Source organism: Alcanivorax sp. DG881 (assembly GCF_000155615.1).
Taxonomy (GTDB): Bacteria; Pseudomonadota; Gammaproteobacteria; order Pseudomonadales; family Alcanivoracaceae; genus Alcanivorax.
In genome coordinates this window covers 2,283,603-2,302,873 of the sequence record NZ_DS989915.1, presented here as the reverse complement: position 1 = coordinate 2,302,873, position 19,271 = coordinate 2,283,603, and the positions used below count along the sequence as shown (strand labels likewise).

Sequence of the window (19,271 nt, the reverse complement as noted above, 5' to 3'; positions counted from 1 at the left end):
CCTACGGGAAGGTGTGACCCTACAGCCAGACGGCATACCAATAGGGGTAATCCTTGATGCTTTTTACCAAACCGGCACGAAGTGGGTTGGCGACGATATAGCGGGCGATGTGCAGGGTGTCCTCTTCACGCCTGAGTGCGTGGTCATGAAACCCACGTTGCCAGATGGATTGGCCAATCGCTCTGGCGGTCTGGCTTTTCAGCATACCCACCGTTTGTGAGAGTGAATATTTTCCTGAAAGATCCAGCAACCAGTGGAAATGATCCGGCATGACAACAAAACAAAGCGTGGTACAGGCTCCTTGATTATCCATTTCGAGAAAGTTGCGTGAGAGAAGCCTTGCCCTGCGGATGTCTGCAAAACAGGGGGTGCGATTTCGGGTAACGGCAGTAATCAGATAGCGCTGATGCGGTTGTGAACAACGCCCATGTCGAAGCCTGTATCCATGATGTGGAGAATCCATGAAAGGATCGTGGCTTTGAAATTTTCCGGGGCAAAGGTGTTAAGAGCGGAAAAGCGTGTAATACAAAACCCCGGCTAGATACAGGCAATCACGGTCGCCGTAGGAGCGTCGCTGGCGGCGCGAACCGGAACGGGGTGGAGGTAACGTCCGCAAGGGCGGCCCGCAGGGTCCATGAAGTGCATAAGGCCAACCTCTCGGATCGCGCCCTACGGTGGGATGGAGACGTGTTGCGTCCGGCCTGTTGCGTGAAGCGTCTCTTTTTCCCAGACACAAAAAAACCCGCCGAAGCGGGTTTTTCCGTACTAGCGTGGTCGCTTATTCAGCAACAACGTTAGCAGCCTGCGGACCTTTTGGGCCCTGCTGGATCTCGAAGGAAACCTTCTGACCCTCGGCCAGGGTTTTGAAGCCTGAACCGGTAATTGCACTGAAATGAACGAACACGTCCGCACCACCATCGTCCTGGGAAATGAAACCAAAACCCTTGGACTCGTTAAACCACTTCACAGTACCTGTAGCCATGTGAATCTATACCTCAAAACTATTACTTAGGGTGTTGCTTGCAAACCATGTTGGGCGGTGTTCGGAGACAACTTCAGCTTCACGCAGGGAAGACAACTACCAAAACAATCCACGGCCATAATTCGCAGCCACCTCAGACTCTACTCCCCTTTTTCTGATTCCACCACCCCTTTTTCCGGGCGGTTTTTGGGGCTGAGATCACGTGTTTGTCATAATCTCGACAGCCATTTCATGGTACTCGCCGGGGGCCAGAGTCAGCACATTATCCAGTACCCGCGCGGTTTCTATGCACAGCATGCGTTGCCAGGCGTCGGGGGCAAATTGACTGAGCCGCAGGCTCTTTTCCACCCAGGGGTTCCAGACCACCGCCGAGTGGCTGCCTCGGCAGCTCAGTTGGATCTGCCGTTTCCAGAGCGGGTCATCCACCTGCAGCTGTGGGGGCAGTTGCAGGTAAAGCCGGTCGGTTTCCTGATTGAATTGCAGTGCATGGCTGTCCTGGCGGGTCTGCCAGTCGGCCAGGGCGTCCACGTAGGGGGAGTGCGCCAGCCCATGCACAGTGACGTGGCGGCTATCGGCCACGGCCAGGTAGGTGTGCAGCGCCTGGCTGACGGTAACGGGCCGGTCACCGTGATTATGGTTGCCCAGACTGAGCGTCAGGGTGTCGCCCAGAGTGACGGTCAGGGTGGGCGTCACAGGGGGCAAGTGTTGGCTGTCGGCGTGCTCCGCCAGCCTCAATACCAGTTGTGCCTGCTCTGCACCCAGGTGCTGTTCACTGAGCTGCCAGGGTTGCTGGCGAACCAGGCCATGGGCCGGGGGATTATCGAGAGAGTATTGCTGCGTCACGCTATCCGGGTTGCGTTCCAGCGCGCCGAACCAGGGCCAGCACACCGGCACGCCGCCGCGTACGCCGTGGCCAATACGGTACGCCGCCTGCTCACTGAGCCAGAGAATGGGCGGTTCGCCGTCACGGCGGTACTCAAGCACCTGGGCGCCTTGTTCGGCGATCACCAAGGTCTGGCCGCGATGGCGCAATTGCCAGCAGATGAGCTCGCCCCGGGTGATGCGTTTCAGATCGGTTGCCATGTTCGCTCGTTCGGTGCCGGACGCTGGACGCCCAGCTCGTCAGGGATCAAGCGTCAGGCGTCTGGTGTTGTCATTTAATGCCCGCGCCGATTTCCAGTTCGCGTACCGATTGTTCCAGGTAATCCAGCAGCCGCTGCATGGAGGGCAGGGTGCGGCGGCAGGCGATCAGGCCGAATTCCAGCTGGTCCACGTAACTGGTGAGGGTGATGTTCAGGGCAATGCGATCCAGGGCAATGGAGACCGGGTACATGCCTTGCAGTTTAGCGCCGTTCCAGTACAGCGGCTCTTGCGGGCCGGGAACGTTGGAAATCACCACGTTGAATGCGCGCCATTTGGGGGCCAGGCCGGTGAGCAGGTTGAGGCCGGTGGGTGCCATGGTCAGCGCGGTGAAGTTGAGGATTTCCTCGGGGCTCATTTGCGAGAACCGGGATTTGGCTTCCTGAACCGAGTCATTCACTACCCGCAGGCGGTTGGCCGGGTCGCAGATGTGGGTGCCCAGGTTGGCCAGAATCATGCCGATCTGGTTGCCGCCGGCGCTGTCGTCCTGACGCAGGCTCATGGGCACCATGGCAATCAGGGGCTCATCGGGCAATGCATGCTGGCTGATCAGGTACTCGCGCAGGGCGTGGCCACACATGGATAGCACCACGGTATTGATGGTGCAGCCATAGGCCTTGGCAATGCCTTTCAGGCGCGGCAGCGAGAAACTTTGGGCGGCAAAACGGCGTGAACCGGTGATGGTGTTGTTAAGGATGGTGTCCGGGGCCTGGAAGATGGACACATAGTTTTCATCACTTTTCGCTTTCTGGGTGACCTTGTAGATCTCCCGCGCCAGCCCGGGCACCGTGGCGGCCTGCTTGCTGATGCCGGCGGTCAGGCGCGCCATGCTGGAGGCCACGTCCACCGGGTTGCTGGGTAGCGAGCGGGTACGCTTGCGGGTATTGAAGGCCCAGCCTGGCGCCATTTCACGCTCGCTGGGGTCCGTGGAGAGGGTCTTGGTGGCAATGCGCATGGCGGAGATGCCGTCCATCACCGAATGGTGAATCTTGTAGTAAAGCGCAAACTGACGACCGCGGATGCCTTCAATCAAATGGGCTTCCCACATGGGGCGTTCCCGGTCCAGCAGGTTGGAGTGCTCGGCGGAAACCAGGGAGAGCAGCTCACGGATGCGGCCGGGCTTGGGCAGCGCTTCGTGGCGAAAGTGGTGGTCGATATCGAACTGCTTGTCTTCGGTCCAGTAATACTGGCCGAGCCGACGGGTCAGACGCTGGTTGAACGGGGCAACCGGGTGGCAGTAGTCCCGCATTTGCCGGGCCAGTTCGCTGACATACTTCGGGCCGGCATCCTCTGGAAAGGAAAACAGCTGCAAACCGCCCACGTGCATGGGCTGCTGCCGTTTTCCAGCCACAGGAACAGTTGGTCCACCGGACTAAGCGCTTTCATATATTCCCCTTGATAATAATTTTCTCCCTGGGCACATGCTGTCTACCTGACGGGTAATGCACTCTCCATGCCAGCTGTGCAGAGGTGATCATAGTCGCAAAGGGGAGGGTGGGTCACGGTGTGCGGGCCGCAAAACGTGGGCGTTTCGGTAAATCAGGGCGCTGTCTCATTGAGCGATGGCAACGGCCGGTTCTCACTGGTACCTAAGACTGAGGTGACTCATCAGCCACGCTTTCCATAAACATGACATTCACGGGGTGAATACCGAATATAGATCATATTGATTATGTTTATGTGTCGTGGGGCACTAGAATGCGCGGCATCGGTAGACCGGCATGAAATGCATGAGCAGGGTTGCCCCTCTCCGGCGTCGATAAACCAATTTCATATTCAGAGGTTCACCATGTCATACACCAAAGACATCGAAGCACTCGGCTCCGTGGTTGGTGCGCAAAGCACCTGGAAAGATATCAACCCGGAATCTGCGGTTCGCATGCGTCTGCAAAACCGTTTCAACACGCATCTGGACATCGCCAAGTACAACGCCAAGATCATGCGTGAAGACATGGCGGCCTATGACGCTGACACGTCCAAGTACACCCAGTCTCTGGGTTGCTGGCACGGTTTTGTTGGTCAGCAGAAAATGATCTCCATCAAGAAGCACTTCGGTAGCACCAAAGGTCGTTACCTGTACCTGTCCGGCTGGATGGTTGCTGCGCTGCGTTCCGAGTTCGGTCCGCTGCCTGACCAGTCCATGCACGAGAAGACTGTTGTCGCTGACCTGATCCGTGAGCTGTACACCTTCCTGAAGCAGGCTGACGCCTGGGAACTGAACCACCTGTTCCGTGCTCTGGACGACGCTAAAGAAGCTGGCGACGAAGCCAAGCAGAAAGAAATCATCGGTCAGATCGACAACTTCGAAACTCACGTTGTGCCGATCATTGCTGACATCGATGCGGGCTTCGGTAACCCGGAAGCTACCTACCTGATGGCCAAGCAGCTGATCGAAGCTGGCGCGTGCTGTATCCAGATCGAAAACCAGGTTTCTGACGAGAAGCAGTGTGGCCACCAGGACGGTAAAGTAACCGTTCCTCACGCCGACTTCCTGGCCAAGATCAACGCTGTACGTTACGCGTTCCTGGAGCTGGGTGTTGACGACGGTGTCATCGTTGCCCGTACCGACTCCCTGGGTGCTGGCCTGACCAAGCAAATCGCTGTTACCAACGAGCCGGGCGACCTGGGTGACCAGTACAACGCATTCCTGGACGGTGACGTGGTTGAGTCCGCTGGCGACATCAACAACGGCGACGTTGTGATCAAGTCCAACGGCAAACTGCTCAAGCCGAAGCGTCTGGCTTCCGGCCTGTTCCAGTTCAAAGAAGGCACTGGTATCGACCGTGTTGTTCTGGACTGTATCACCAGCCTGCAGAACGGCGCTGACCTGCTGTGGATCGAAACTGAGAAGCCCCACGTTGGCCAGATCGCAGAAATGGTTAACCGTATCCGCGAAGTGGTGCCGGACGCCAAGCTGGTTTACAACAACAGCCCGTCCTTCAACTGGACTCTGAGCTTCCGTCAGCAGGTATTCGATGCGTGGGAGAAAGAAGGTAAAGACGTATCCGCCTACGATCGTGCCAAGCTGATGAGCGCGGACTACGACGACACCGAGCTGGCTCAGCTGGCTGACCAGTGGACCCAGAACTTCCAGCGTGATGCGGCCCGTGAAGCAGGTATCTTCCACCACCTGATCACCCTGCCGACTTACCACACTGTGGCTCTGTCCACCGACAACCTGGCTAAAGGCTACTTCGGTGAAGAAGGCATGCTGGCCTACGTTGCAGGCGTTCAGCGTAAGGAAATCCGTCAGGGTATCGCTACCGTGAAGCACCAGGACATGGCCGGTTCCAACATCGGTGATGACCACAAAGAGTACTTCTCCGGCGAAGCAGCACTGAAAGCTGGCGGTAAAGACAACACCATGGGTCAGTTCGAGAACAACTAAGTCTCGATAGATTCAAGGCAAGTCTTTAAGAGGCGGCCCCCGAAAGGGGGCCGCTTTTTTTTGGTTCTTCGCGGATTAGAGTGAATAAAACGCTTCTCGCCATCTGCCCGGTTTATCCCGAATACCCGGCACTTTGCCAAACGCTCGACGCCGGATGCCTGACGTAAACTTCCATCGCCTGAGAGACTGTCGTTATTCCGGCCTCTCTTTTGAGAGGTATTTTGAGGAATTGTCAGGGCCATCATTGAGGCAATAATCGGGTAATGCATTTTTCACAGAGAGTATGGCGGGCAAGGTTTTCAGGTTTTGAATGCCAGCGTCCGTCGTAGGGCATCCGGCGTCCAGCGGCGGCCAAGGCGGGATAATGAGACAAGTTCTGAAGCCGGCTGATCACTCAATTCCGCGATGAACCTTTCTTTGTGCTATCGCGGATTGGAATGAAAAAGGTTCCAGGCGGCTGACGGGCTTATCGCGCTCCTTTGTCACTTTGCCGGACGCTTGAAGTCGGGTGCCTGATACCCGGGAATAACCGAATAGCCTTTGTGATCGCTGTCTTTACGGTTTGTTGCGAGGCGGTGAGCGATGAAAAGCGCAGGGGCATAAGTGCCCCCGCTATTTACTGTTCTGCTTATGTGAGGGGTATCAGAAGCTCAGCGGACAATTCAGGCCGCCAAAGTTCTTCTTTACCTGGCTCAGGCAGAGTTTCAGGGAGAGGCCAAAGGGGTCACCGGGGAGCTTTTCGCAGGCTTTACGTGCGGCATAGGCCTTACCACATTCCGACGCCGTATCGCTGACCGTATTGGTGTCACTCTGCGCTGTCGCCGGGTTTGTGGGGTTGGTCGGGGCTGAGGCTTGCATGGCAATGGCGGGGGTGGGTGTGGTTGTCTGTGGCAGGCTCTTGCGAATGCGCAATATCGGATCCATGTAAACACCGTTCTGGCCGAATTCGGATTCGTTGGCAGCGACACAATCGTAATCGCCATCCATCCGGAAGTACTGCACGGAAACCCCTTCATCCTTGCAGTAAACATGAGACGGTTGGTCTCCCATCGGTACCACAAACAGTCCGCTCTGCTTGCCATTTTTCTGGGTAAGGATGGTGCCGTTACGCATCCAGGTTCGGGTCATGAAATCATCGCCGTTGATCCAGCGCATGGTGATGCTATTGCCGGTTTTGTTGGTCATAGTCTGACGAAACAGGGTGATATTTTTATAGTCATCGTTGTCGGCAGAAAAATACGTAATGATAAACATGGGCTGTTCTTTAAACCGGGAGATATCCACATCGCCCTGCTTCAATGTTTGTGAGTGTTCCCAGCTGGTTTGTTGATAAGGAAACCCACTGATATCACTGCGGGTGCGGTAACGTTTCACGGAAACGCGGGCAATACCCAGGTCGGAAGTGCGCCATTTATTATTAATGTTGACCTTGTTCCTGGTGTGCTTGGTATAGCTGCCACTCATATAAACCGGATAGGAAAAATCATAGGGCAGCCGTTTCAGGTTGACGACCATATTGGGCTCAACGTGCATTTCCACATTGGCCAGCGCTGCGCAGCCAGCAGTTGTGGAGCGAATGGTCATAGGCTCATAGGTTACGGTGGATTCGTTTTTAACGTTACCGTTGGCGGGAGAGGCGGGATTGATCATATCCGGGCTGATGCCGGCGATGTCCAGCGCGCGCTCCTGGGACAGGTCGCAGATGACCAGATCGGCATAATCCGAGCCGACATCGTTGTTGGCATAGTTGGCCTGATAGTGCGCGACGAAATCGTTCTGTAGCACGGTAAGATCTTTCTGATTTTGCGCAGGCCAATGGTTTATCGGATCGGTTTCCACGGCATACAGCTTCTGCATGGCTGGACTGGTGGCGGTGGCGCAGGCATTGAGTGCGGCGATAACGGCCGTACACGCCAGTATACGAAATAGTTTCATGTCGTTCCCCTTCAGACAAACTTCCCCACAGTAGTAGGGAATAGTGCATGGTCAGGAACGGCGGCGCATCCCTCAGATGGGGGATGAGTGGCAGGAGGAATAAAAAAGGTTCTTCACGGATTAGAGTGAATAACTCGCTGTTCGCCGTCTGATGGGTTTATCGCGAATACCCGGTACTTGGCAAAACGCTCAACGCCGGATGCCTGACGTAAAACCCCATAGTCTGAGAGGTTGTCGTTCTTGTGGCATCTCCTTTAAGGGGTATTCAGGGGCATCATTCAGGCAATAATCGGGTAGTGCATTCTGCGCAGAAAGCATGGCGGCCAAGGTTTTCAGGTTTTGAATTCAAGCGTCCGTCGTCGGGCATCCGGCGTCCAGCGGTTGCCAGGGCGGGATAATGAGACAAGCTTTGTAGTCGGCTGATTACTCAATTCCGCGATGAACCATAAAAAAAGGCGGCCAAATGGCCGCCTTTTTTGGATCATGCTGAGCGCTTTACTCGTAATCGAACGAGAAGTCTTCTGCGCTCATTTGCATGGTGCTCTTGGTGGGCTTCAGCGCCGCTTCGGCATGACCCTTGGCGCTGGGCAGCATGCGATCGAAGTAGAATTCTGCGGTGGCCAGTTTGGCCTTGTAGAATTCAGCCGGCTCGTTACCGCCATTTTCCAGCTTGTCGCTGGCCACGCCCGCCTGCAGTGCCCAGAAGTACGCCATCATGGCGTAGCCGCTGTACATCAGGAAGTCGTAGCTGGCGGTGGATACCATGTCACGATCCTTCGCCGCCACCAGCATGATGCGGGTGGTCAGGTAGTTCCACTCGGCGGCAATTTTCAGCAGTTTCCAGGCGAACGGACGCAGCTTGGGGTCACGCAGGTTCTTGGTACCGAAATCCACCAGTTTTTTGGAGAATTCGCGCACACATTTGCCGCGGGAGGACAGCAGCACCTTGCGACCCAGCAGGTCCAGGGCCTGAATGCCGGTGGTGCCTTCGTACAGGGTGGAGATGCGCGCGTCACGAGCGATCTGTTCCATGCCGTGTTCTTTGATGTAGCCATGGCCACCAAACACCTGCATACCCTCATTGGCTGCTTCCAGGCCTTTCTCGGTCAGGAAGCCTTTCAGGATCGGCGTCAGGAAGCCCAGCTCGCTGTCCCAGTGCTCGTACTTCTTCATGTCGTCTTCGAGCATGCCGGCGATCATGTTGTCCGCGTACTGGGCGGCGTAATAGATCATGGCGCGGCCGCCTTCAGCAATGGCCTTCTGCTTGAGCAGCATGCGACGCACGTCGCCGTGGTGGATCAGACTGTCGGCGATGGCATCCGGCTCTTTCTTGCCAGACAGGGCACGCATGGACTTACGCTCTTTGGCGTAAGGCAGGGCGCCCTGGTAAGACAGTTCCGCGTGGGCAACGCCCTGCATGGCGGTGCCGATACGGGCGCTGTTCATGAACGTGAACATGCACTCCAGGCCGCCATGTTCCGGGCCGATCAAAAAGCCGGTGGCTTCATCGAAGTTGATCACGCAGGTGGCGGATGCCTTGATGCCCATTTTCTTTTCCAGGGAACCACAGCTCACGCCGTTGTCTTCACCGATCTTGCCCGGCAGGTACTTGGGCACGATGAACAGGGAGATCCCCTTGGTGCCTTTCGGCGCATCGGGCAGGCGGGCCAGCACGATGTGGACAATGTTCTCGGTCAGGTCATGGTCACCGGAGGAGATGAAAATCTTGGTGCCAGAGATTTTGTAAGAACCGTCTTTCTGCGGCTCGGCCTTGGTTTTTACCTGGCCCAGGTCGGTACCACACTGAGGCTCGGTCAGGCACATGGTGCCGCCCCAGGTGCCTTCGGTAAGCGGTACCAGGTAATCCTGGTGCTGCTGCTCGGTGCCGTGCATCTGGATGGTATTCATGGCGCCCAGGGACAGGCCTGGGTACATGGAGAAGGACCAGTTGGCCGTCGCCATCATTTCCTGTTTGATCAGGCCCAGCGACATGGGCAGGCCCTGGCCACCGACTTCTACCGGGTGGCTAAGCCCTTGCCAGCCGCCGGCCACGAATTCGTCGTAGGCTTCCTTGAACCCTTTCGGGGTGGTAACCACACCGTCTTCCAGCTTACAGCCTTCTTCGTCGCCGCTCTGGTAAAGAGGCGCAATGGTGTTTTCACACAGCTTGGCCATTTCACCGACAATGGCTTCCACCATATCGGGAGTGGCGTCTTCACCATTAGGCAGAGTTTTGTAGTGACTCTCGAAATCGAAGACTTCGTTCATCAAAAAGCGCATATCGCGCACGGGGGCCTTGTAAGTCGGCATAGCAATCACCCTTGAAAAAACGGATTAACTGTCAGAAACGGACAGCGCAACAGGGCAGGCATTGTTGGGCAATTCAAGGGTGAAGGCATTGACTGCCAAGGCGCGGCGCTGCTGGCGTTAGGGTGAATGGGTGTAAACGGGGTGTTGAGCTGTGCACTGCGAGCAGCCTCCTGTAGGAGTTCCCTTCCAGGGGACGAACCGAGCTTCAGCGAGGAAATCTGCGAAAATTCTCTTAGCCCTCAGAAAACCATTCAAAAAATCTAAAACCTATGATCTCCCTTCGGTCGATGCCGCACTGCGTGCGGTTCGTCCCCTGGAAGGGAACTCCTACAGCGGTTTTTGAAGAAAAGGTTTTCCTTATGATTCGCCGCTACTTCTTTCCCTTCCAGCTATACATGGAGGTGGAGACACCCATGCGCAGGGCAACCTCATCCCATACCCCTTGGGGAAGGACCGCCTTGAGCAGTTCGGTGGATTTGGCGATGGGGGGTTCGATGACAAAGCTGTCTTTCTTCTGCATGCCTTTGATGATGCTGTTGACCACTTTTCCGGGGGTGAGCATGGGCGTAAACATGGGGGGCTTCACACCATCAAACATGCCGGTGGAAATATAGCTGGGGCACACGGTGGTCACGTGCACGTGCTTTATCTTGCGCACATCCAGCTCCAGTCGGATGGATTCGGAAAAGCCGACCACCGCCCATTTGCTGGCGGCATAGGTGCTGCCATAGGGCAGGCCCACAAAGGCGGAGGCGCTGGCGATATTGACCAGATAGCCTTCTTTCGCCTGGATCAGGTCTTCGATAAAAGCATGGCTGGTCGCCATCAGGCCTTCGGTGTTGATACGGAAGGTGTTCAGATGCTGTTCCAGCGATACCTGCTCGAACTCGCCACCAAAGACTACACCGGCGTTGTTGATCAGGCCGGTGATGGGGCCGACTTCTTCATGCAGCTTGTCCCGGAATTTGGCAATCGAGGCAATCTTGCTCACATCCAGCACATAGGGGTGGGCCTTGCCGCCGGTGGCCTTGATCCGCTCCGCCACTTTGCGAGCCGCGCTGATACGACGGGCCGTAACGATGACTTCTGCCCCCTGTTTGGCAAATTCCTCTGCCATCAGGGCGCCAATGCCGGCACCGGCGCCGGTGATCAGAATACGGTGATTATCAAAACGGGCCATGACAGAATTCCTTAAAACAAGCTGCGAGCGACTAGCTTCGAGCCGCCAGGCGCGTGAAAGGGATGGAGTTGCTTGAACCCCTGTGCCCGCGCCATTGCATCAATCGCGGCGAGCACGTTTCAAAGCAGTAAATCAGTGATCGCGTCGCAGCTAGTCGCTTGAAGCTCGCAGCTGCTTTACCCCGGCAGTTTCAGTCCGGCCATGACGACCGTGCCGTTTTCAACCGATCTTGCCCTTAGCCGCAGCCCGCTGACCCGCACCGTATCACCCACAACCGCCTGTTTCCCCACTTGTTTGGTGAACATCTCGGCCACGGTCAATCCTTGCCAGAGTGGTGGAGGGGCTTCGACCCCGTACACAGCAATCAATTGTGCTACCGGGGTTTTGCCCAGCACGCTGAAGTCGCCGTAATACCGTTTCTCATCGCTACTTAATTTATGGCACAGGTCGGACAGGCCGGATTTGTGCGATAACGGTGCGAGCCAGGCGATCAAATCACCGGCTTCAATTTTGGGGTCGTCACCGAGGCTGAGCACCTGCTTGTTACGGTACAGAATCAACGGCGTACGTTCGTCTTCGCCCAGCTCGGCCAGGCTTTTGCCCACCGCCTTGGCGCCGTCTTCCACTTCAAACTGCATCAGGTAGCGGTCGCGGGGGGCGGCCAGGGCCACGGTCTGCTTGGGTTCGGTGGTCCGTGGTATCGAGACTTTTAATTTGCGGGCGACAAACCGCAGGCTCGCGCCCTGGCCGAGCAGGGAAATCAGTACCACCACCAGAGTGATATCAAACAGCAGATAGGTCTGCTCGACCCCGGCCAGCAGCGGGAACACGGCCAGCACAATGGGAACGGCACCACGTAGCCCGGTCCAGGCGATAAAGATTTCTTCGCGCCAGGTGAAACGAAAGGGCAGCAAGCTTAGCCACACGGACACCGGGCGCGCCAGCAACATCAGGAAGGCCGCCACGGCCAGGGCCCAGGGCAGGTTTTCGGTGAGCCGGGAGGGCGTGACCAGCAGCCCCAGGATCAGGAACATGCCGGATTGGGCCAGCCAGGCCATGGAATCCATGGCCTTGAGCACATTGTCGCCGGTGCCGCCGCGGCGGTTCCCCGCCACCAGGCCGGTCAGGTAGACCGCCAGGAAGCCGGAGCCGCCCACCAGATTGGTGATGGCAAATACCATGGCGCCCCCGCTGCACAACAGCAGCGCGTGCAGGCCTTCATTGCTGCGGACCCGCAATAACACCTCGCTGATCACCGCCCCCAGCAATAGCCCCAACAGAGCGCCGAGCCCGAATTGCTGCAGCAGGGTCACCAGCATGCCGATGCCCCACTCTGCATCCGGGTCCACCAGCAGCCCTACCAGCATCAGGGTAATAAAGATCGCCATGGGGTCGTTAAGGCCGGATTCGATTTCCAGGGTGCTTGCCACCCGCTCATTCAGGGTGACGCCGGCGCCCTTGATCACGCTGAATACCGCTGCCGCATCGGTGGAGCCAATAATGCCACCCAGCAGCAGGCCTACCCGCCAGTCCACCCCGATCAGCCAGGTGGTAAAGGCGCCGACCAGGGCGGCGGAGATAGCCACGCCGAGGGTGGCCAGGCTAAGGGCCGGGCGCAGGCCCAGCTTGAAGGTGCTTAATCGGGTGCGCAGACCGCCATCCAGCAAAATCACCGCCAGGGCGATGTTGCCAATCACATAGGCTGTGGAGAAATCATCGAACTCGATACCACCCAGGCCGTCTTCCCCGGCCACCATGCCGACCACCAGAAAAATAAGCAGGGACGGCACCCCGAAACGGGCGCTCAGGGAGCCCAGCAGCAGGCCGGTGAACATCAGACCGGTGCCGATCAGCAGAAAGAGATTCAATGATTCCAAATGCGTTCCTGGTTAAGTGACTTCTAGGTTCTATAGTAGAATAGCTTACACGCAACACGCTGCACGCTGCATGCGCTCCGTAGGAGCGTCGCTGGCGGCGCGATAAACAGAAGCGAGTAACGAGTGTCGAGTGACGAAAACCTTCAGGCAGTGCCTGTTTGTGGTTTATGCCTTTCGAAACTCGTTTCTCGCAACTCGAAACTGGCCGGATCAGAGTGTCGATACGGCTGTTTCTCCTGCGCGAGCTGGCGTTTCGGTGCTGCGCTGATTCTGGCGCGTCCCGTGATGCTTGCAGCGTGAGGCGTTCTCTTTATACTACCGCGCCCGGATTGACTATATTTTGAGCAGCAGGCCAGCCCTGCAAGGTAAGTAAACGATGGATTTTTCCCAGCGATTTGGCGTGATTGTGATCGGCGGCGGCCATGCCGGTACCGAGGCGGCACTGGCCTCTGCGCGCATGGGCGTTTCAACGCTGCTGCTCACCCATAATATCGAAACCCTGGGCCAGATGAGCTGTAACCCGGCCATCGGCGGCATCGGCAAGAGCCACCTGGTGCGTGAAATCGATGCCCTGGGCGGGGCCATGGGCCGTGCCACCGATAAAGGTGGCATTCAGTTTCGTGTACTCAATGCCCGCAAAGGGCCGGCGGTGCGCGCCACCCGTGCCCAGGCCGATCGCGAGCTCTACAAGGCCGCCATTCGCGGGACCCTGGAAAACCAGCAGGACCTGACCCTGTTCCAGCAAGCCGTGGACGACCTGATTGTGGAAAACGGTCGCTGTGTGGGGGTAGTCACCAATATGGGCCTGCGCTTCATGGCCGATGCCGTGGTGCTCACCGCGGGGACCTTCCTGGGCGGCGTGATCCATATTGGTATGGATAACCACCAGGGCGGGCGCGCCGGAGATCAGCCTTCCAATGCGCTGGCGCGGCGCCTGCGGGAATTGCCGTTCCGTGTCGATCGCCTGAAAACCGGCACGCCGCCGCGCATCGACGGCAAGACCGTGGACTTCTCGGTAATGGAAGAGCAGTGGGGCGACAGCCCGCTGCCAGTGATGAGCTATCTGGGCCAGGTGGAAGAACACCCGCAGCAGGTGTGCTGCTACATCACCCACACCAATGCCCAGACCCACGACATCATCCGCAGCGGCTTTGATCGCAGCCCCATGTTCACCGGTGTCATTGATGGGGTGGGGCCCCGCTACTGCCCGTCCATCGAAGACAAGGTGAACCGCTACCCGGACAAGGACAGCCACCAGATTTTCGTGGAACCGGAAGGGCTCAATACCCACGAGTTATACCCCAATGGCATTTCCACCAGCCTGCCGTTTGATGTGCAGCTGCAGGCGGTGCGTTCCATTCGTGGTTTTGAAAATGCCCATATCACCCGCCCGGGCTACGCCATCGAATATGACTACTTCAATCCCCAGGATCTCAAGCACAGCCTGGAAACCCAGCACATGCCGGGGCTGTTCTTCGCCGGCCAGATCAATGGCACCACCGGTTATGAAGAAGCGGGCGCCCAGGGGCTGCTGGCGGGCCTGAATGCGGCGCTGCTGAGCCAGGGCAAAGACGCCTGGACCCCGCGCAGGGACGAGGCCTATATCGGCGTGCTGGTGGATGATCTGATCACCATGGGCACCCAGGAGCCTTACCGCATGTTCACCAGCCGCGCGGAATACCGGCTGTTGCTGCGTGAAGACAATGCCGATCTGCGACTCACCGAAAAAGGCCGCGAGCTGGGCCTGGTGGACGATGAGCGCTGGGCTGCCTTTAACGCCAAGCGCGAGGGCATGGCGCAGGAAGAGCAGCGCCTGAAGAGCACCTGGGTGCGGCCGAAAACGCCGCAAGCCGAGGCGGTGAATGCCCTGATCGAGAAGCCCCTGGCCCACGAATACAATCTGCTCGACTTGCTCAAGCGCCCGGAGCTGACTTACGCCAATCTGGCGGACGCGGTGGCGCTGGCGGAGCGTCCGGATAGCGCGGTTATCGAGCAGATGGAAATTCTCGCCAAATATGCTGGCTATATCGATCGCCAGGCCGATGAAATCGAGAAACTGCGTGCCGCAGAAACCACCGCATTGCCGGCGGAATTCGATTACGGCCAGGTAAAAGGCCTGTCCAATGAAGTGAAGCAGAAGCTTGGCGAGATTCGCCCGCAGACCCTGGGCCAGGCCGGTCGGATTCCCGGTGTGACCCCGGCGGCCATCTCCCTGCTGATGATTTACCTGAAAAAACATCACCATCAAAAGAAGGCCGCCCAACAAGCATGAGTCTCTCTGACACCCTGGCCGGGGGCATCGATACCCTGGGCCTTACCCTGAGTGACGACCAGTCGCGCCTGTTGCTGGCCTATGTGGACCTGCTGGTTAAATGGAACCAGGCCTACAACCTCACCGCCATTCGCGATCCGCAGGAGATGGTTACCCGCCACCTGCTCGATTCCCTGGCGGTCCTGCCTCATCTGGGTGAGGGCGACACCCTGGATGTGGGCACCGGCGCTGGTATTCCTGGCATTATTCTGGCGGTGGCCCGCCCCCAGCAGGCATTCGTGCTGCTGGACTCCAACGGCAAGAAAACCCGTTTTGTGCGCCAGGCCCGCCGGGAGCTGGGGCTGGATAACGTGGAGGTTGTGCACGGTCGCGTGGAACAGTACCGTAAAGCCCCATCGCAGATTATTTGTCGCGCTTTTGCTTCCTTGTCGGACATGTTGGCGTTGATGACGCCCATAATGACTGACAATACCCGTTTGCTGGCCATGAAAGCGGCCAGCACGGAAGAAGAACTGGCCACCCTGCCGACGCAGTGGCAAGGGCGCCATCACACCCTGACCGTGCCGGGACTGGATGAGCCCCGCACCCTGGTGGTAGTGAACAAGGCCTGATGTCGAGCGGGGTGCCGCGTCAGGCATTCGGCCCCAGGCGTCAGGCGTAAAATCAAGGAGAACGCAGTGACCACCGTATTTGCCGTAGCCAATCAGAAAGGCGGCGTGGGCAAGACCACCAGTAGTGTCAACCTGGCGGCGTCGCTGGCGGCCACCCGCAAAAAGGTGATGCTCGTGGACATCGATCCCCAGGGCAACGCCACCACCGGGTCCGGGGTGGACAAGTTTGAAACCGACTACACCATTTACGATGTGCTGTGCGATGACGTGGCCATCGAGCAGGCGGTAACAGGCACGCCGGAAGATTCCGGGTTTGACCTGATCGCGGCCAATGGCGACCTGACTGCCGCGGAAGTGCAGTTGCTGGACATGAGCGCCAAGGAATTTCGCCTGCGCAATGCGCTGGCACGTATCCGGGACCAGTACGATTACATCCTCATTGATTGCCCGCCGTCCCTGAACATGCTCACCGTGAATGCGCTGACGGCGGCGGACTCCGTGATTGTGCCGATCCAGTGTGAGTACTACGCGCTGGAAGGCCTCACCGCGCTGATGAACACCATCGAGAAAATCCGCACGGTGCTGAATCCGAAGCTGCACATTGGCGGCCTGCTGCGCACCATGTATGACCCGCGCAACAGCCTGTCCAACGATGTGTCCAACCAGCTGATCAGCCACTTCGGCGACAAGGTTTACCGGACCATTATCCCGCGCAACGTGCGGCTGGCGGAAGCGCCCAGCCACGGTGCGCCGGTGATCACCTACGATCCGAAATCCCGCGGTGCGGTCAGCTATCTGGCATTGGCCGGTGAGATTCTGCGTCGTGAGCAGGCGCTCAAGGCCCAGCCTGCAGCAGCTTCATAAGGAACGAAACATCATGGCGGCAAAGCGTAAACGCGGTCTCAGCAAGGGCCTGGATGCCCTGCTTAGCAGCAATGAGTCCTATCAGCGGCACCAGGAAGAAGTGAGTCTGCAGAACGAGGGTGAGGCCACGGGGGAGCCCGATCAGCGTCCCCGCGATGGCGAATTGCGCCACCTGCCGGTGGAGTGCATGGAGCGGGGCCGCTACCAGCCACGCCGGGACATGTCCCCGGATGCGCTGGAAGAGCTGGCCGAGTCCATCCGCGCCCAGGGCGTCATGCAGCCCATCGTGGTGCGCCCTCTGGGTGACAAGCGTTACGAGATCATTGCCGGTGAGCGCCGCTGGCGCGCCGCGCAGATGGCCGAGCTGGATACCATTCCGGCGGTGATCCGCGAGGTGCCTGACGAAGCCGCCATCGCCATGGCGTTGATCGAGAATATCCAGCGGGAAAACCTCAATCCCATGGAAGAGGCCATCGCGCTGGGTCGCCTGAAAGAAGAGTTTGGTCTTACCCACCAGCAGGTGGCGGATGCGGTGGGCAAATCCCGCGCCATGGTCACCAACCTGCTGCGTCTGATGAGCCTGGAATCCGACGTCAAAAAGCTGCTTGAGCACGGCGATCTGGAAATGGGCCATGCCCGTGCGCTGCTGGCCCTGACGGGCAACAAGCAGATCGAAGCCGCTCGCACCGTGGTCGCCAAGGGGCTGTCGGTGCGCCAGACCGAAGAGCTGGTCCGGGATTTCGAGAAAGCGAAACCGGCCAAACCAGCGGCGCCAAAGGAAGATCCCAACGTGAAGGCGTTGATCAGCGACCTGTCGGATCGCCTCGGGGCACCGGTGCAGATCCAGCAGCAAGGCAAGAAGGGCAAGCTGGTGATCAGCTACAACAACCTGGACGAGCTGGACGGTATTCTGGCGCATATCAAATAATCGAATGACGCTGCCTGCGGCGGGAAGATTGCAACAAGCTGTTTCCCCGTGCAGGCTGCAGAGTCATTGTCGCGGTGCCGGTTCGTTGGCGACCAGACAATCTGGCGTTGTTCTGTCCGTGAGGCCTGTGGCTCAGGCGTCATTGCCTCATCACGCAGGTATACAAAAAACACGTATTTGGGCATTCTTTTTACTGAATCAGGTTCATTCTTGTTTTGTGCACATCCTGTTGCGAAAAGTCGTTCCTGATGCGCGAAGTTTGACCAACAATCCGCGTACGGCGGTTGCCTCTTGCGTGCCAACTCCATATACTTCGCCGCGCTAAAGATCAGGGGTGCCCGAGACCTTAGCGCCTGATGTGGCATCACTTTGCATCAGCCAAGAGGCTCACGGTGACCAGCAACGAATTTCAGCCCGACAGAGCTCTGTTCTGGGGTTTAATGCGCGCTCAGCTAACCACTATTGTGGCGTTTGGGCTGCTGGTAACCGGGTTGGCTGGCGTATTCGCCGGTCTGGTGGCTGCCTGGGGCGGCACTATCAGCCTGATCGCTTATGCCTGGGGCGGTTTCCAGATATGGATGCACCCGGGCAACCGTGCGCCAAAACGCATGGCCACCGCAGCGATGCGGGCCGAGATGGGCAAGATCGCAATCATGTTGTTGCTGTTCTGGCTGACATTCTCCAAGGTCCCTGAAGCGCGGGAAATGAAAAGTGCAATGGTTCTGCTGTTAGGCTTCCTGATCGCCCAGGTCGTGGGCTGGATTCAGGTCGCGCGTCTCGACGGACGCACAGCAGGGCAAGACGGGCAAAACGACTGAGACTGTAGGCATTCTATGGCTGGTAGTAACGCGCAAGACTACATCAAGCACCACTTGGGTAATCTGACCTATGGCGAACTGCCGGCCGGCTATGTCCGTGAGTGTGACGGCCGCGATACGCAAACCCTGACCGAAAGCACTTGGACCTTTGCCTGTAACGGTAACGAAGCCAAAGACATGGGCTTCGCGGCATTCCACGTGGACTCTCTCGCTTGGTCTGGCGGTCTCGGCATCATCATGTGCCTGTTGTTCTGGATGGGTGCCCGCAAGGCCACCGCCGGCGTTCCTTCCGGCTTCCTGAACTTCGTCGAAAGCATTATTGAATTTATTGATACCCAGGTTCGCGACTCCTTCCACGGCAAGAGCAAACTGGTGGCGCCGCTGTCACTGGTGATCTTCTGCTGGGTGTTCCTGATGAACCTGATGGATCTGATCCCGGTTGATTTCATTCCGGGCACCTTTAGCTGGATCATGACGTCCTTCTTCGGCTGGACTGCCCAGGAAGCCTACTTCAAGATCGTGCCCAGCACCGACCCGAACATTACCCTGTCCATGTCCTTCTCTGTGATGCTGCTGGTGATCTTCTTCACCATCAAGGCAAAAGGTCTGGGCGGTTTTGTGGGTACCCTGACATTGCATCCGTTCGAGGCCAGCAACCCGGTCCTGAAGGCTCTGCTTATGCCTGTGAACCTGCTGCTGGAGACCATCGGTCTGCTGGCCAAGCCGGTTTCACTGGGTCTGCGACTGTTCGGCAACATGTACGCCGGTGAGTTCGTATTCATTATGTTGGCTGCCATGATGGGCGCCTGGCAGTTTATTGGTGCCTGGCCCTGGGCGGTATTCCACATTCTGGTTATCACCCTGCAGGCATTTATCTTCATGGTACTCACAATCGTGTACCTGAGCATGGCGGTCGAAGACCACTAAGATTTTTTAAACCGGTTTTTAATTAAACCAACCAAGCAC

The 19,271-nt window shown here is 57.8% G+C and carries 15 protein-coding genes; 7 read left to right on the top strand and 8 right to left on the bottom strand.

What is annotated here, in order from left to right; translation table 11 throughout:
- Positions 1 to 19: 19 nt before the first annotated feature.
- The 4 genes from ADG881_RS10425 to ADG881_RS10410 all read right to left on the bottom strand — a co-directional run bounded on the left by ADG881_RS10425 (position 20) and on the right by ADG881_RS10410 (position 3,473).
- Positions 20 to 463 (bottom strand): transposase, encoded by a 444-nt coding sequence (locus ADG881_RS10425; RefSeq protein WP_039926598.1) that lies wholly within the window; start codon positions 461 to 463, stop codon positions 20 to 22.
- 315 nt (positions 464 to 778) lie between these two features.
- Positions 779 to 982, bottom strand: coding sequence for a cold-shock protein (locus ADG881_RS10420; RefSeq protein ID WP_011590014.1), 204 nt, complete (start codon positions 980 to 982; stop codon positions 779 to 781).
- Between the two features lie 198 nt (positions 983 to 1,180).
- Positions 1,181 to 2,065 (bottom strand): D-hexose-6-phosphate mutarotase, encoded by an 885-nt coding sequence (locus ADG881_RS10415; RefSeq protein ID WP_007151467.1) that lies wholly within the window; start codon positions 2,063 to 2,065, stop codon positions 1,181 to 1,183.
- Positions 2,066 to 2,135: 70 nt separating this feature from the next.
- Complete coding sequence (locus tag ADG881_RS10410; protein WP_304411969.1) at positions 2,136 to 3,473, bottom strand: wax ester/triacylglycerol synthase family O-acyltransferase; 1,338 nt, start codon at positions 3,471 to 3,473, stop codon at positions 2,136 to 2,138.
- 438 nt (positions 3,474 to 3,911) lie between these two features.
- On the opposite strand from ADG881_RS10410, the gene ADG881_RS10405 reads away from it, so the two are divergent.
- Complete coding sequence (locus tag ADG881_RS10405; protein ID WP_007150484.1) at positions 3,912 to 5,510, top strand: isocitrate lyase; 1,599 nt, start codon at positions 3,912 to 3,914, stop codon at positions 5,508 to 5,510.
- Positions 5,511 to 6,152: 642 nt separating this feature from the next.
- On the opposite strand, the gene ADG881_RS10400 is transcribed toward ADG881_RS10405, so the two are convergent.
- The 4 genes from ADG881_RS10400 to ADG881_RS10385 form a co-directional block, all read right to left on the bottom strand.
- Positions 6,153 to 7,445 carry a hypothetical protein gene (locus tag ADG881_RS10400; protein WP_007149043.1) on the bottom strand — a complete coding sequence of 431 codons (1,293 nt, stop codon included), beginning with the start codon at positions 7,443 to 7,445 and terminating at the stop codon, positions 6,153 to 6,155.
- Positions 7,446 to 7,940: 495 nt separating this feature from the next.
- Positions 7,941 to 9,755, bottom strand: coding sequence for an acyl-CoA dehydrogenase C-terminal domain-containing protein (locus ADG881_RS10395; protein WP_007148546.1), 1,815 nt, complete (start codon positions 9,753 to 9,755; stop codon positions 7,941 to 7,943).
- A gap of 370 nt (positions 9,756 to 10,125) precedes the next feature.
- The gene (locus ADG881_RS10390; RefSeq protein ID WP_007150705.1) at positions 10,126 to 10,935 is read right to left on the bottom strand and encodes an SDR family oxidoreductase; all 810 of its coding nucleotides are present in this window, start codon (positions 10,933 to 10,935) and stop codon (positions 10,126 to 10,128) included.
- A 176-nt stretch (positions 10,936 to 11,111) separates the two neighbouring features.
- Positions 11,112 to 12,812, bottom strand: a complete 1,701-nt coding sequence (locus tag ADG881_RS10385) for a potassium/proton antiporter (RefSeq protein ID WP_007149957.1) — start codon at positions 12,810 to 12,812, stop codon at positions 11,112 to 11,114.
- Positions 12,813 to 13,188: 376 nt separating this feature from the next.
- On the opposite strand from ADG881_RS10385, the gene mnmG reads away from it, so the two are divergent.
- From mnmG to atpB, 6 genes are all read left to right on the top strand, one after another.
- Positions 13,189 to 15,084 (top strand): tRNA uridine-5-carboxymethylaminomethyl(34) synthesis enzyme MnmG, encoded by a 1,896-nt coding sequence (gene mnmG, locus ADG881_RS10380; protein WP_007149401.1) that lies wholly within the window; start codon positions 13,189 to 13,191, stop codon positions 15,082 to 15,084.
- Complete coding sequence (rsmG, locus tag ADG881_RS10375; RefSeq protein WP_007148910.1) at positions 15,081 to 15,695, top strand: 16S rRNA (guanine(527)-N(7))-methyltransferase RsmG; 615 nt, start codon at positions 15,081 to 15,083, stop codon at positions 15,693 to 15,695. Before mnmG ends, rsmG begins: the two co-directional genes overlap by 4 nt.
- Positions 15,696 to 15,761: 66 nt before the next feature.
- Positions 15,762 to 16,559, top strand: coding sequence for a ParA family protein (locus tag ADG881_RS10370; protein WP_007151340.1), 798 nt, complete (start codon positions 15,762 to 15,764; stop codon positions 16,557 to 16,559).
- A 13-nt stretch (positions 16,560 to 16,572) separates the two neighbouring features.
- Positions 16,573 to 17,487, top strand: coding sequence for a ParB/RepB/Spo0J family partition protein (locus ADG881_RS10365; RefSeq protein WP_007148955.1), 915 nt, complete (start codon positions 16,573 to 16,575; stop codon positions 17,485 to 17,487).
- 392 nt (positions 17,488 to 17,879) lie between these two features.
- Positions 17,880 to 18,305 (top strand): ATP synthase subunit I, encoded by a 426-nt coding sequence (locus ADG881_RS10360; protein ID WP_232211719.1) that lies wholly within the window; start codon positions 17,880 to 17,882, stop codon positions 18,303 to 18,305.
- Between the two features lie 15 nt (positions 18,306 to 18,320).
- Complete coding sequence (atpB, locus tag ADG881_RS10355) at positions 18,321 to 19,232, top strand: F0F1 ATP synthase subunit A (protein ID WP_007149904.1); 912 nt, start codon at positions 18,321 to 18,323, stop codon at positions 19,230 to 19,232.
- The last annotated feature ends 39 nt before the right edge of the window (positions 19,233 to 19,271 follow it).

What these genes read in the sequence shown, in the direction of transcription:
- ADG881_RS10425 (WP_039926598.1), bottom strand. Translation starts at nt 463, where the DNA reads ATGGATTCTCCACATCATGGATACAGGCTTCGACATGGGCGTTGTTCA.
- ADG881_RS10415 (WP_007151467.1), bottom strand. Translation starts at nt 2,065, where the DNA reads ATGGCAACCGATCTGAAACGCATCACCCGGGGCGAGCTCATCTGCTGG.
- ADG881_RS10365 (WP_007148955.1), top strand. Translation starts at nt 16,573, where the DNA reads ATGGCGGCAAAGCGTAAACGCGGTCTCAGCAAGGGCCTGGATGCCCTG.
- atpB (WP_007149904.1), top strand. Translation starts at nt 18,321, where the DNA reads ATGGCTGGTAGTAACGCGCAAGACTACATCAAGCACCACTTGGGTAAT.
- rsmG (WP_007148910.1), top strand. Translation starts at nt 15,081, where the DNA reads ATGAGTCTCTCTGACACCCTGGCCGGGGGCATCGATACCCTGGGCCTT.
- ADG881_RS10390 (WP_007150705.1), bottom strand. Translation starts at nt 10,935, where the DNA reads ATGGCCCGTTTTGATAATCACCGTATTCTGATCACCGGCGCCGGTGCC.
- ADG881_RS10400 (WP_007149043.1), bottom strand. Translation starts at nt 7,445, where the DNA reads ATGAAACTATTTCGTATACTGGCGTGTACGGCCGTTATCGCCGCACTC.
- ADG881_RS10405 (WP_007150484.1), top strand. Translation starts at nt 3,912, where the DNA reads ATGTCATACACCAAAGACATCGAAGCACTCGGCTCCGTGGTTGGTGCG.
- mnmG (WP_007149401.1), top strand. Translation starts at nt 13,189, where the DNA reads ATGGATTTTTCCCAGCGATTTGGCGTGATTGTGATCGGCGGCGGCCAT.
- ADG881_RS10420 (WP_011590014.1), bottom strand. Translation starts at nt 982, where the DNA reads ATGGCTACAGGTACTGTGAAGTGGTTTAACGAGTCCAAGGGTTTTGGT.
- ADG881_RS10395 (WP_007148546.1), bottom strand. Translation starts at nt 9,755, where the DNA reads ATGCCGACTTACAAGGCCCCCGTGCGCGATATGCGCTTTTTGATGAAC.